Origin of the sequence: Psychrobacter sp. Ps2 (assembly GCF_022129405.1) — a bacterium.
Lineage (GTDB): Bacteria > Pseudomonadota > Gammaproteobacteria > Pseudomonadales > Moraxellaceae > Psychrobacter.
The window spans coordinates 111,947-126,173 of sequence record NZ_JADQAM010000061.1; the positions used below are offsets into that span (position 1 = coordinate 111,947).

At 43.8% G+C, this 14,227-nt stretch carries 11 protein-coding genes; 7 read left to right on the forward strand and 4 right to left on the reverse strand.

Annotated features, from left to right (window positions below; all coding sequences use genetic code 11):
* Positions 1-138 precede the first annotated feature (138 nt).
* From I3254_RS12185 to I3254_RS12195, 3 genes are all read right to left on the reverse strand, one after another.
* Complete coding sequence (locus tag I3254_RS12185) at positions 139-831, reverse strand: 1-pyrroline-5-carboxylate dehydrogenase (protein ID WP_057759629.1); 693 nt, start codon at positions 829-831, stop codon at positions 139-141.
* 11 nt (positions 832-842) lie between these two features.
* Positions 843-4,106 (reverse strand): bifunctional proline dehydrogenase/L-glutamate gamma-semialdehyde dehydrogenase PutA, encoded by a 3,264-nt coding sequence (gene putA, locus I3254_RS12190; RefSeq protein WP_238053042.1) that lies wholly within the window; start codon positions 4,104-4,106, stop codon positions 843-845.
* Between the two features lie 740 nt (positions 4,107-4,846).
* Complete coding sequence (locus tag I3254_RS12195) at positions 4,847-6,142, reverse strand: NCS2 family permease (protein WP_101204806.1); 1,296 nt, start codon at positions 6,140-6,142, stop codon at positions 4,847-4,849.
* 628 nt (positions 6,143-6,770) lie between these two features.
* Here I3254_RS12195 and tolQ point away from each other — a divergent pair.
* From tolQ to I3254_RS14335, 6 genes are all read left to right on the forward strand, one after another.
* On the forward strand, positions 6,771-7,493 hold the full coding sequence (tolQ, locus tag I3254_RS12200; protein ID WP_102092824.1) for a protein TolQ: 723 nt from the start codon (positions 6,771-6,773) through the stop codon (positions 7,491-7,493).
* Positions 7,490-7,948, forward strand: coding sequence for a protein TolR (gene tolR, locus I3254_RS12205; protein WP_238053043.1), 459 nt, complete (start codon positions 7,490-7,492; stop codon positions 7,946-7,948). Before tolQ ends, tolR begins: the two co-directional genes overlap by 4 nt.
* A 73-nt stretch (positions 7,949-8,021) precedes the next feature.
* Positions 8,022-9,044, forward strand: coding sequence for a cell envelope integrity protein TolA (locus I3254_RS12210; RefSeq protein WP_238053044.1), 1,023 nt, complete (start codon positions 8,022-8,024; stop codon positions 9,042-9,044).
* A 136-nt stretch (positions 9,045-9,180) separates the two neighbouring features.
* Positions 9,181-10,473, forward strand: coding sequence for a translocation protein TolB (locus tag I3254_RS12215; RefSeq protein WP_238053045.1), 1,293 nt, complete (start codon positions 9,181-9,183; stop codon positions 10,471-10,473).
* A 480-nt stretch (positions 10,474-10,953) separates the two neighbouring features.
* A complete protein-coding gene (locus tag I3254_RS14330) occupies positions 10,954-11,772 on the forward strand; it encodes a solute carrier family 23 protein (RefSeq protein WP_269117550.1) in 819 nt (272 codons plus the stop codon).
* 11 nt (positions 11,773-11,783) lie between these two features.
* The gene (locus I3254_RS14335; RefSeq protein WP_269117551.1) at positions 11,784-12,359 is read left to right on the forward strand and encodes a solute carrier family 23 protein; all 576 of its coding nucleotides are present in this window, start codon (positions 11,784-11,786) and stop codon (positions 12,357-12,359) included.
* Between the two features lie 142 nt (positions 12,360-12,501).
* Here I3254_RS14335 and I3254_RS12225 read toward each other — a convergent pair whose 3' ends face one another.
* Positions 12,502-13,167 (reverse strand): TetR family transcriptional regulator C-terminal domain-containing protein, encoded by a 666-nt coding sequence (locus I3254_RS12225; protein WP_102092158.1) that lies wholly within the window; start codon positions 13,165-13,167, stop codon positions 12,502-12,504.
* 523 nt (positions 13,168-13,690) lie between these two features.
* On the opposite strand from I3254_RS12225, the gene uraD reads away from it, so the two are divergent.
* Positions 13,691-14,224 carry a 2-oxo-4-hydroxy-4-carboxy-5-ureidoimidazoline decarboxylase gene (gene uraD / locus I3254_RS12230; RefSeq protein ID WP_238053046.1) on the forward strand — a complete coding sequence of 178 codons (534 nt, stop codon included), beginning with the start codon at positions 13,691-13,693 and terminating at the stop codon, positions 14,222-14,224.
* Positions 14,225-14,227 lie beyond the last annotated feature (3 nt).

Consider the following 14,227-nt stretch of genomic DNA (forward strand, 5'->3'; position numbering starts at 1 on the left):
ATAATTATTCAGATAGCGGTTTTTTCTTATACATTTTATGCAATCACAGGTTTGGTAATTCTAGCGCTACCAAACACCGCTTAGCCTTTATAAAAGTTGATATAAAAGCGAAGCGGATTCGTAATTAATGCAGTGATTCTACTCTGTACCAAGCTCAAGCAAGCTCGCGTTACCACCGATTGCTGTAGTATTGATAGTCTTGACTCGCTCAGTGACAAAACGATGTAGGTAGTCAGGCGTTAGCATTTCTGACAAGCCTTCCATATCAGTAACACTAATAACCTGCGTCAAAATACCGTCAGTATTGGCAAGCTCTTGACTGACGGCTTGCACTTCGCTGCGGCTACCAGAGACAGCCACTTGCGCTAGACGATCGATATATAAAAGTGTCACAGTTTGCGAATCATTAGCCACACTTAATACATCTTCGCTGATACCTGTATCGTGCAATATCTTAGCAGCTTCATTACACATCTCATCTTGGCTTGGGCAATGCAATATAACTTCATTACCTGTTAGGAGTGCCGCGATAAGCTGACCTAATACTGCCATGGCTCTAGCAGTTTCGCCGCCGATGACCATCGTCTTACCACGACCAGTCACATACAAGTCATTAGACTCGCCTGTTGCCCCTGTCATACGATGCATCTCATCCAAGCTAGGCGCAGCGCTCAACAAATGGTTGAATAAACGCTTTGCTTTATTGGCATCACCAGTGAGCAATGCCAGCTTTGGAATGGCTGCTTGTAGATACGTTGCGCGATTGACTGCGCCGAGTAATCGCCAAGATTCACAAACTTGGGCATGATTTTTTTTGAATTCAGTCGCCATGTTGCTACTCCTTATGCGAGTTCTGTTTGAGTGGTAGTTTGGGTTTCGGTCGCTGTCATATGAGCAGCTGACTGTTCAGCATTGACTGTTTCTGAGCTAAGCTGCATCAGACGTGCGACATAGTGCGGGCCACCAGCTTTAGGGCCAGTACCTGACAGACCACAACCACCGAATGGCTGTACGTTTACGACCGCGCCGATTTGGTTACGGTTGATGTAAGTGTTACCGACAAAGGCACGGCGCTCAATGTGCTCAACAGTATTTTCGATACGGCTATGGATACCTAACGTCAAACCAAAGCCTGTGTTGTTAATGGCATCAATCAGCTTATTCAAATCACGTGCTTGGTAACGCAGTACGTGTAGAATTGGGCCAAAGTGCTCACCGCCGATCACATCAATGCTTTTCACTTCGATTGCGGTTGGCAATACAAAAGTAGACTTCTCTTGACTGACGACTGAGCTTGAGCTCATCGGCGTCTGTGCCAAGATAGTAGCAGTCGGCTCAGCACTCATACGTTCGATGTGCGCCTCTAAACCATGCTTAGCATCTGCATCAATTACTGGACCTACATCTGTGGCAGCATATAGAGGATTGCCTACAGACAGCTCAGCCATATTACCTTGCAACAGCTCGATTAAATCATCCGCCATTTCTTCTTGTACGCACAATATGCGACAAGCTGAACAACGCTGACCTGCTGAACCAAATGCTGATAGTACCGCATCTCTAACGACTTGCTCTGGCAATGCTGTTGAGTCAACGATCATCGCATTTTGACCGCCAGTCTCAGCGATAAAGACAGGCAATTCGCCACTGGTTTGTGCATGGTCGTTTAGGCTTTGGTTGATACGTTGGGCTGTTTGAGTCGAACCGGTAAATATCACCCCTGCGATATTGTCAGCAGCCGTCAAAGCACCACCTACGTCGCCTGCACCAATGACCAATTGCAATGCTTCTGCTGGTATACCTGCTTGATACATCAGCTGGGCACCAAAGTGAGCTACCAAACTGGTTTGTTCAGCAGGTTTCGCTACTACGGTGTTACCTGCAGCAAGTGCAGCTACGATCTGTCCCGTATAGATAGCCAATGGGAAGTTCCATGGACTGATACAAACGAAAGTGCCACGTGCTTTATACACTTGACGAGACTGCTTACCAGCCAAGTCTGTGAACTCATGTACGACGTCATCTAGACGCTCTGCTTCGTCAGCATAGAAACGACAGAAATCAACGGCTTCTTTGATTTCATCAATACCGTCTTGCATGGTTTTGCCCGCTTCAACTTGGCATAGTGCCATTAGTTCAGCGTAGTTCTCTTCGTATAGCTCAGCAATCTTACGTAATATCTCAGCACGCTTAGCAGCTGGTACATTTTTCCATACATCTTGACCAGCAACAGCAACGTCAATCGCTTGGCGAGCCACTTCAGCGTTGGCATAAGTTACTTTACCAGCACTAACTTCATGGTTCCAAGGCGCAAGTACAGTCTGCGTATCAAGTTGATTCGTTTGACCATCTACTTCATAGGTATCAATAGCTTTACCATTGATGATAGAGGTTGCTGACCATGTCTTATGCAGATGGCTATCAATAGCTGATTTGAACGGCAGCCATTGTGACTCTACAAAGATATTAGGGCCAAAACTTGCACGACGTTCACCGTAAATCTCTAACGGTAACGGGATGTCTGGATTGTGCAATGTTGCATTACCAAGCAGCTTGTCGTATGGATGCACTGTTAGCTTTTCGATTGGATAAGACTTATCTAGCAACTGATGAACAAACGAGCTGTTGGCACCGTTCTCAAGCAAGCGGCGTACCAAGTACGGTAGCAAGTCCTTATGTGCACCTACTGGCGCATAGATACGTACAGGAATCTCATAAGCTTGCAAAATATGATCATAAAGCGCATCACCCATGCCGTGCAGACGTTGGAATTCAAAATCTCTATGTGCACTCATGGTCATGATTGAAGACAGTGTATGCGCATTATGCGTTGCAAACTGTGGCCAGATTAGCCCGCGCAGATGGTCTGACAATAAGAAGCGCGCACAAGCAAGGTATGCAGTATCCGTACCTTCTTTACGTGTCCAAACTGGATAGCCTGATAGACCTTTTTGCTGAGCAAGTTTGATCTCAGTATCCCAGTAAGCGCCTTTTACTAGACGTACTGGAATACGATCACCGACTTCAGTAGACAAACGAGCAAGCCACGCTAATACAGCGATTGCGCGTTTAGAGTACCCTTGTACAACGATACCTAAACCATCCCAGTCCGCCGTTAAATTATCACGGTACAAAGACTCAAACAGTTTTAGAGAAATCTCAAGGCGATCTGCTTCTTCAGCATCAATACTGATATCGACATTGACTTCACGTGCCGCTTCAATCAATAGCAGGCAGCGCTGACGCAATAAGCCCATTACTTGCGCTTCTTGCGTGGCTTCATAGCGAGGATGTAGTGCTGATAATTTGATAGACACTGACGGCTTTGGCATGCCTTCTTTGACTTTTACGTTGGCCGTAGCTCTGATCGCATGTAGATAGTCATTGAAGTATTTTTCCGCATCTTTATGCGTGATCGCCGCTTCACCTAACATATCAAATGAATAGGTATAGCCTCTATTACGATATGGTTGGCTGTTTTTATTGGCGTCTTCGATGGTCTCGCCTAATACAAACTGATGACCCATGATACGCATGGCTTTTTGCATCGCACTGCGAATGACAGGCTCGCCCATCTTTTTAGTCATGCGATCCAAGAAACCTGATGCAGTGGTGCTGCTGTCAATACTGACAACGCGACCAGTCATCATCATGCCCCAAGTAGAAGCATTGACCATAAAGCCGTTGTCATTTTTGATGTGCTTTTTCCAGTCAGCCACACTCATTTTGTCATGAATCAACGCATCAGCCGTATAGTTGTCTGGCACACGAATCAAGGCTTCTGCCAAGCTCATTAGCAAGATACCTTCTTGGGTATCAAGGCTATACTCAAGCAGTAATGAGTCAACCATTTTGACGGCTTTACCATCATTACGCACGTGCTCGACCAGTTTGCGCGTTTGCTCAGCAGCAGCATCGCGTTCTTCTATACTGGGTTTGGCAAGTGGCAATAACTCAGACAACCAACGTTCTTCATCGGCGCTATATAGCGGCGAAATACGCTTATTTAGCGCTTCTGCTGACTGGGCGAGATACTCAGGCGACAGCATATCAACAGGATTAAACAAGATCGGCTCTTGCGGGGTAAATTGGTCTACTGGGTTCATAATAACTCCATAACTATCGTTTAAAAACCATAATAAATGGTGCTTTAGGAAGTCTGATCGTCCTGTATAACTGCTCATAACCGCTATCAAAAAATAGTGGTTACTGACGGATATTCACAGCAATAATCAAAAGACCAAACGGCGCCATCACAAAACTAAAAATCCAGCATAGGCTGGAGACGGTTAAGTAGGTCGTTCGACTGTTAAACGGGCTACGTTAACAATACAAAGGCAACAACGAAAAGCTAAGCGGCATTAGTGCCTTCTTCTTGTTAGTAGTGAAAGGAGTGTGATGACCAAATATCGCCTTATTGAACCGAAAAATCGCTCTAATAATTACAAATCTGTCATCTTTGATGATGCTAATTCACTGTAAGAAAAACCTCTACGGCGTTGATTGAGGTGATGCGCTTAACTCGGCTATAATATCACGAAATTTTTTTTCAAACTAACGAAATTAATCATTTTCAAATAATTAATTTCTATCTAAATAACAATAACTTACAAGCAATTTACTGACTACGACTCTTTGGTTACGTTTTTTTGTTTGCTATTGCCTATAGTTTGTCATCACGCTGCTTAATACCAGTAACAAAAATACCAAACATTAACATCGAGCATACAGGGCTTAGATCAAGACGATAGGCTTATTTACTGACAAAGAAAAACCCTCCTTGTCATCAAATGATAAGGAGGGTTTCTTGTTTAAGACACTATCTAATGTCTTATAACGCCTTGCATTATAAGAAAATAATCTTGAACAACAATATAGCAGTCAAAATCCAGACAGCGATACTGATATCTGCAAACTTGCCTGCAATTGCTTTTACAGCCGTAAAGGTAATAAAACCAAGTGCGATACCGTCAGCGATAGAGTATGTAAGCGGTGTGAATAGCAATACCACGACCACTGGTGCTGCTTCTGTTAAGTCGCTCCAATTAATGTCCTTTAGGGTACCCATCATAAGTACGGCTACATAAAAGATAGCGCCAGCCGTTGCATAAGCTGGAATCATACCTGCTAATGGCGAGAAGAAGATACTGAACAGGAATAGCACACCTACCGTAACAGCCATTAAGCCTGTACGGCCACCTGAGGCGATACCAGAGATACTCTCAATATAGCTAGTCGTCGATGAAGTGCCCAGTAAAGAACCCGCTACTGTCGCGGTTGAATCAGCGAGTAGTGCCTTGCCCATATTCGGGATATTGCCATCTTTGTCCGTTAGCTTTGCTTGGCTAGTGGTAGCAATCAAAGTACCAGCAGTATCAAACAAATCGACAAATAAGAAAGCAAAGATAACACTGATCATGCCCACATCAAATGCACCAGCAATATCTAACTGCATAAGCGTCGGTGCAATAGAAGGCGGTGAAGAGATGATACCTGTGAACTGTGTATAGCCCATTAATAAGCTAATCAGTGCAACCAATAAAATACCAATGGTTACCGCACCTGGGACTCTCTTGTAAGACAGGCCAATGATAACAACAAAACCTAATGAAGCCATGACAGGACCAAATGATGTCATGTCACCAAGGCCAACTAAGGTTGCATCATGATTAACGATGATACCTGCGCTTTGCAATGCAATAAACGCCAAGAACGCACCAATACCAGCGACTACGCCGTTTTTGAGAGACGTTGGAATGGCATTAATGATTGCTTCACGAATCTTGAATAGACTCAATAGTACGAAGATACAACCAGACAAGAACACCGCACCTAGCGCTGTCTGCCATGCATAGCCCATACCAAGCACCACACCATAGGTAAAGAAGGCATTAAGACCCATCCCTGGTGCAAGCGCAACTGGTAGTCGGGCGTAGATACCCATGATGAAACAACCTACTGCTGCTGCTATACAGGTCGCTACAAATACGGCCCCTTTATCCATACCCGCATCGGCTAAGACGTTAGGGTTGACAAAGATAATATAAGCCATCGTCAAGAACGTGGTTATACCAGCGATGATTTCTGTTTTGATCGTGGTATTTTCACCATTAATCCCAAAATAGCGTTCAATTGCATTCATAAGTGTCGCCCCCGACTGGATAATAAAAAGTCATCATTACCTAAAATTAAACATGACCTCAGCGAAAAAATAACGATGCCACAATAAGAATAATGTAGTAACAAAGCGTAACATATTAGACCAGTTATCTTACAAACTCAATCGTTGATAATATCTATCTCGTACAAAATAGGATTTTGAGAGACTTCAAGACTATTGGCCAAAAAAGCCACATGAAAAGTTATATATAGTCATGTTGCCCTACGCTATTCGAAAAACTACTTTCTATTCGTCATTAAGGTAATATTCGGTTTGAGTCATTAGTTTTAGGTAATAAGTATTTGCTCGGTCATTATTCATGTTATCCAACTAACTATTGAATGAATCAATAGCAGCCCAACCAAATAGTCGTTTAACACATTAATAATGACCTTTCTCTCATTTAGAAGTAAACTAGGGGGTTATTATACCGATACCTAAATCGCGATACTTACCGTTGCAGCATTTTTCTAAGCACAGTTACAAATTTTTAGTGAAGAAACGTGCTGCGTATTAAATACTAAAAAGTAAATAATGTTTGTTTATGGGTTGTCTGGTTCGGATATCACTATTCCAGCCAGCTGTTATCAATTATTCGTGAGTCCATTACATGCCTGAATCATTAAATATTGTCGATCTTATTACCCAAGCCAGTCTATTGGTGCAGATTGTGATGGCACTATTGTTATTAGCTTCTTTGCTCAGCTGGGTTATTATCTTTCGCATGAGTGCTCGACTTGGTACAGCCAAAAACTTTGATCAACAATTTGAGACTTGGTTTTGGTCAGGCGAAGACTTGGCCAAACTATATCAAGGCATTCAAGGCTCTCCTGATCGTCAGGGACTTGAGCAGATTTTTTATGTGGGCTTTTCAGAATACCTAAGAATGCATAAAAAGCGTCAACCTAAAGATGACATCATCGACGGTGTTGAACGTAAACTGCGCGTCGGCTTGGGCCGTCAGCAGCAATTACTCGAGTCAGGACTGACGACGCTAGCGAGTATCGGCTCGGTGGCTCCTTACATTGGACTGTTTGGAACCGTTTGGGGCATCATGAACGCGTTTTTGGGACTGTCGCAAACGGAGCAAGCCACCCTAGCCTCTGTCGCGCCTGGTATTGCTGAGGCGCTGATTGCGACAGCCATGGGCTTGTTTGCCGCTATTCCTGCGGTATTGGCATACAATCACTTCACAGCAAAATCGAGCCAACTATATGACTCGCGTGCCTTATTTTGTGATGAGATGACGGGCATGCTGCAGCGTGAGACCAGCGTACAAGCACCTATTAGCAAAGAAACCCAAGTTAATGCAGGTCAGGTGACAGGGCTATGAAACCAAACCCCTACGGCCGTGAAAAAAAAGCTCTTAATGCAGAAATGAACGTCGTACCTTACATTGACATCATGCTGGTGCTATTGGTGATATTTATGGTGACAGCGCCGATGCTCATTACGGGTGTCGATGTTGATTTGCCAAAAGAGCAAACCAATACCATGAGTCAGAGCCAGTTGCCCGTCATCGTCTCATTGACTGACAAGGGTGAGATTTTTATCAGTTATGAAAATAATATCGACTTGCCTATTAGTGAGCCTGAGCTAATTAACACTTTATCCAACTTACAGTCTCAGAGCGGTAATACCAACACTGAGCCATTGCAAGTGATGATTAATGCTGATCAAAATAACCAATATGGCGCTATCATGACGCTCATGGCAACTTTGCAACAAGCAGGTATCGAAAAAGTTGGGTTACTGACCGGCGCACCTCTACCCACGCCTTCTTTATAGCGATAAATATCTCTTAGTAAACGTTTCATATCACAATAGCCAATCCTAGTAATCAATCTGACAAATCACGTTCATGAGTATCCTTACCATGCATAATGCTCCTGCCGTCTATGTACCTACCGAACCAGAAAGCAACGGGCTAACACTGCCGACGTTGCTAAGCTTACTGGCGCATGGCCTTGTCATTGGCATACTGGTTTATAACTATCAAACCACTGAAGTTGAGACTGCTGGTAGTATTGAGACGGTCATGGTGTCTCCTGAGCAACTTGCTGAAATGCAAGGACAAATATTGGCCAACCGTGCAGCAGCCAGTGCGATGCAGATGGATAGTAGCACTAGCGATTCGTCCAGTAGTGCTCAACCAGAAGTGTCTGGTAGTAGCGTCAGTGCGCAAAATCCAAGTCAGACAAGCTCTCAACGTGTCCCTGTATTTACACGATCTGAGGAGCCAGCTGGTCAACCCATACTGATGAGCGAAGACCATCAACAACGTCTGCTTGAGCAAAATCAAGAATATGAGCGCAAAATGGCTGAGTGGGCAGCACAATTAGATGAATCAGCCATGGAAGAGCTTGACCAAGTCGATCAAAGCAAACGCGACCAGCTCATAGAAGAACAAAAAAGGCTGGGAGAGTTTCGTCAAAAGCAGAACAATCCACCAAAGATAAAACGTCCCACTGCTAGCGATCGCAATATTGAGATTGATACTGCCGGCTCTGGCAATGCAGGGAAAACCTTTAGCCTATCAGATGGGCAGTCTACTATGTCTGGTGATACGTCAACCTCTAGTACGTCCAAGGGCAGTAGTCGTTCTGCATCCAGTGGCAGTCGCGGTGCCAGCAACAGCGAAATCATCAACTTAATCAAGCGCAACTATACGCCGCCTACCGCCGCGCGAGGCTCTACTCAACGTGCCATCTTGACCATCACTGTCAATGAAAATGGCGATGTGATCAACGTGACGGCCTCTGGACCTGATAACACGGTCAACGAAGCGGCAAAACAAGCGGTACTCAATACTGGCAGTCTCCCGATTGATGCTGATGACCCTAAATACCCGACTTTTACCATACAGTTTAAAGGCAGCAATTAATCAGTTGCTAGGTTCTTATAATATTGGTAACGTGACGTTAAGCGGCTTGTCTCGCATAGGTTGCTGCCTCATCTAGATGCTTGTCTCATTAAATAAAAAATGAATATCATACTAATTTTAGGAGCTCCCTTTACTCATGCGTACCCACAAAAAACTACTAGTCTCATTACTCGCCAGTACCTCAGCATTGCTAATATCGCAAAGCGTGCTCGCTGCACCTATTGTACTAGAATTGGACTATGAGATTCCTGTTCAGCAAAACCAAGTTGCGTTTGTATCGTTTGCGGGTGACTCTGTCTTATCACCGATTATATTAAATGACTTGAGTAAAACCGAGCTAAAAGTAACCAATCAAGATCTACCACAGCAGCCGCACAGCAGTAAAGAGCTGACAGGTACATTACCCGTTTGGCAAAGCATGGGCATACCGTATCTGGTTGTCGGCAGTACGCGTACCAATCGTGGCAAAATAATCACCGATTACGAAGTCATCGATGTCAAATCTGGTCGTGTGATAGAAGGCAAGCAAAGCCTAACCGCCGACAATAATAGGGAAAGTATGCGTTATGCCGGTCATGTCATCGCAGACAAAGTGTACGAGCTGATTACTGGTATTCCAGGGGATTTCTCAGGACGCATTGCTTATATTGAAGAAACAGGAACTGGCAAACAAAAGATCTCTCGTCTCAAAGTAATGGATGCTGATGGCGAAAACGCTAGAACCATTACTGAAGTGGCAGGCTCTATCTTCTCACCAGCATGGTCACCTGATGGCAACCGTATCGCCTACTCGGTACAACGTGAGAAATCATATCCTGTTATCTACGTGCAAAACGTCAGTGGCGGCGGTGCAACTGCTCTGACGCCTTTTTCAGGTAGTAACCTAAGCCCCTCGTTCTCTCCTGATGGTAGCAAGATATTATTCTCTAGTAGTTTTGAAGGTAGCGCTGATATCTATGAGATGAGTGCCAGCGGCGGTACACCTAGAAGGCTTACCAATTTACCAAGCAGTGAAGTACAACCAAGCTATGCACCAGACGGCAAATCTTTCGTTTTTGTCAGTGATAAAACTGGCTTTAACAAGCCGCAAGTCTATCGCTACGAGTTTGCCACGGGACAAACCATTAAAGTTTCAAATGGAGGTTATGCGACCAGTCCACAGTTTAGCAGTGACGGTACACAAATTGCCTTTTTGAGTGGACGCTCAGCGGCTATTATGAATAGCAATGGTGCTATCACTACCAATCTTGGCAATACAGGTATCGACGAAGCTCCAAGCTTCTCACCAAACGGTAAACGCGTGGTCTACGCCTCGACCCAAGGCGGCAAAGGGGTGCTGACCATCAAATCTCTCAATGGTGGCGAAGCATTTGGTAAATCAGGGCAAGGCGTTATCCGCTCACCCGTATGGTCATCAAGCCCAAAGTAGCAATTTTGGTTATAGTAGAATAAATATCAAGTAAGCAAAATTGAAATGCCCCAATCATAGTCGTTATGGTTGGGCTTTTTTTTGTTTAAAAAACAGCAATAGATATAACGATAGGTCTTAGTACTTATTCGTTCTCAATGGTCAGCACCCCTCTTCTTTGATCTGCTTTCCAATGTTACCTAACCCTCCCTCCTTCGTAACAAACCTGTAAACGCACTAGTATCAAAAAAAACATTACAATGATTTGTATTTTACCTATACCCTAAATAGACCTGACTAATTGGTCAGGTTGTTCAAATATTAGCCAACATATATTAGCTATTTTCATTGTTTATCTTACAGACGGATGCGTACACTATTGTTTACATCGATAAAAAACAAGTCAAAGATTGAGGCAAAACTTTGATCTCATGATCTACCACATTGTCTGATATCTACAGTTAAGCGGGTGCTAAGCAGTTATTTTAGGAGGAAGCCACCATGAGTGAAAACGTTCCAGCGAATACCGATTTACTGTATAGACTGCATGACCGTCCTACCCCCATCAAAGCATTTTTAGGTGCTATACAGCACGTACTTGCAGCGTTTGTAGGTATCATCACACCCTCTCTTATCATAGGTGGCACATTAGGTTTAGGAGAGCATATCCCCTACCTTCTCAGTATGTCATTGATAGTATCTGGCGTCGCAACCTTTATTCAGACTCGTAAAGTAGGCCCTATTGGGTCTGGCCTCATGGCGTTACAAGGTACCAGCTTTGGATTTTTGGCAGCGGTACTGACAGCAGGTTTTGTGGTAAAAAACCGCGGTGGTGGTCCAGAAGAGATATTATCCGTTATTTTTGGTGTTTCATTTCTCGGTGCATTTGTTGAGATATTTTTGAGTCAGTTTATTACCAAACTCAAATCTTTTATGAGTCCTATTGTTACAGGCTGCGTGATTGTCACGATTGGTTTGTCATTAACCAAGGTAGGTCTGACTGACTTAGCAGGCGGGTTTGGTGCTGAAGATTTTGGTAGTATTCCGAACTTACCTTTAGGCGGTGGTGTACTGGCAAGTGTCGTACTGATTAGTATCATCAATAATAAAGTCATTCGCTCAAGCGCCATCTTTATCGGTTTGATGCTCGGCCTTATTGCTGCCGTATTTATGGGACGTATTGATTTTTCTCTGGTTTCTGAAGCGGCTTTTTTTACGGTGCCGATCCCTTTTAAATATGGCTTTGGTTTTGATTGGCAAGCTTTTATTCCTATTGCCTTTATGTACATCATTACCAGTATCGAGACTCAGGCGATCTGACAGCTACCTCGATGATATCAGGTGAACCGATCAAAGGCCCTCTCTATGAGAAACGCATCAAAGGTGGTGTACTAGGAGATGGTGTTAACTCTCTGATTGCGGCGATATTCAATACCTTCCCTGTGACAACCTTTAGCCAAAACAACGGTGTAATCCAGATGACGGGTATTGCCAGTCGCTATGTGGGTTTCTATGTGGGCGGCATTCTATGCCTGATGGGGCTATTCCCCGTCCTTGGTGCTATTTTTACCCAATTACCGAAGCCTGTTGTTGGCGGCGTCACGCTACTGATGTTTGCGACGGTAGCGACTGCTGGTATTCGTATCTTATCTACCGTGCAATTCACGCATCGTAATGTCTTAATCATTGCCACCTCACTGGGTCTGGCAACGGGTATCGCCTTTGTCCCTGATGTACTGTCACAAACGCCCCAGTTCTTTCAGAATATCTTTGGCTCAGCGGTAACGATGGCAGGGATTGTGGCCATCACCCTTGATATGATTTTACCTCAAAACTATGGCATCGAGTTTGATACCAAAGCACAGCATGCAAAAGACAACTTAGAACCAACGCAAGAAGTAGCATAAGGCTAAGTGTAAGCTAGGGCTGAACATATCGAAGTGTTTCGCCGTAAACGAGGTGCACAGAAAAATAGAAATAATCTGTGCACTTCGCTGATTAAGCACCTGACTTATTAAATAGGCACCCTGTCAAATAGGTACCTTGTCATTATTCAAGGCCACAGCCTTTTAAAATAAAAGGCACCAGAAAGTCTGCCGCACGTGCTTCATCTGCTGCGTCATACGCCGTCTTATCCATTAATCCAACGATTTCAATCTCGAATTCAGCATAACGTTGGGTAGTCGCCCAAATCAAAATCAGTAGTTGTAGAGGGTCAGTAATCCCAATTTTGCCTTGCTTGTGCCACTCTTTCATTACCTGTGCTTTATCGTGTACCCACTCCTTCATCGTAGTGGACATAAATTCATGCAAATGCGGTGCACCGCCGATAACTTCAATCGCAAACAATTTATGGCGACTTGGATTGACAAAGGCTTGATGTAGCTTGGTACGGACGAATTTTTCGATGACTGTTTTTGGGTCGCTATCTACTGTAATGGTTACCAAACCTTCGTTCCATTCTTGAATGATCGAACGCAGCACTGCCATGTAGAGATTCTTTTTGTTTTTAAAGTAGTAGTGAACATTGGCTTTAGGCAAGCCTGCTCTATCGGCAATACCCTGCATCGTAGCGCCGCGATAGCTTTGGAGCACAAACTCTTCTTCAGCTGCCGCTAAGATAAGCGCTTGGTTCTGTGCGCGAATGGCTTGTTGGCTACGGTGCGAGGGCGTATCAGTCACTGAGGTTTCTTCCTTTTGATTATTTTGAGTCATAGCAGTGGTATCTCACTTTAAGAGACAGGTTCGACAAAATAGTCGCTATATTTTGCTGTGTATTCTTGTATAAATACATAGATTTGATCAGCATAACCTGTTAAAGAAAAATATTTCGCATAAAACAGTTGACCAATTAGTCAGGTTTTAGCAAAATGGGAACTGTAAATCAATTACGCCGTCATTAATCACTTCTTGCCATACGTTTTGGACGGCTAAAATATCAGTGTTTCCTTAGCAAATCTGTTTCATATTGTCAGTTCACTATAACTTGAAATTATGCAAAGCGTATATAAACGCCAAAGCTCTGACTACGAACACATAGATTATCAGCTTTTGATTTTATGCAAATTAATAACTGCTAGCTTAATCAAATCATCTATGAAGCTGAAGCAACCGCTACTTATCAAAATTACTGCTTGTACCTATAAGTTTATGCAAATAATCATAAGGTATAAACCTCTATCAAACATTTATCGCCCAATACAGATAACGGGCTACCCTATTAGAAAAGGATGTCATCGTGAGCTTAACCTTAGCGCAATTCAACGACCTATCACAAGAAGTCGCCATCGCTCAGCTATTGACTTGCTGCACCAGTAAAAGCTGGGCCTATAAACTTGCAGTCGCCCGCCCTTTTGCAGACGTTGATGCACTGTTAGCAAGTAGCGACGCTATCTGGAACAAAGTACGAAATGATGAGGCTAGCCTATTAGAAGCGTTTGATGGGCATCCACAAATCGGCAACGTGGCATCTCTAAAAGAAAAATATCGCAACACACAAAGTAGCGCCGCACATGAACAATCAGGCGCTAACGATGCAGCCGATGAGGTGCTCGAAGCACTTGCCAAAGGCAATCGCGACTATCTTGATAAATTTGGTTTTATTTTTATTGTCTTTGCGACGGGTAAAAGCGCGCAGCAAATGCTGGATCTGCTATTAGCGCGCCTGCCTAATGATCGTGCTACTGAACTGGCAAATGCAGCCGCTGAACAAAATAAAATTACGCGTCTACGTTTAACTAAATTGCTAGGTAATGCTTCGACAAGCAAATAGTAG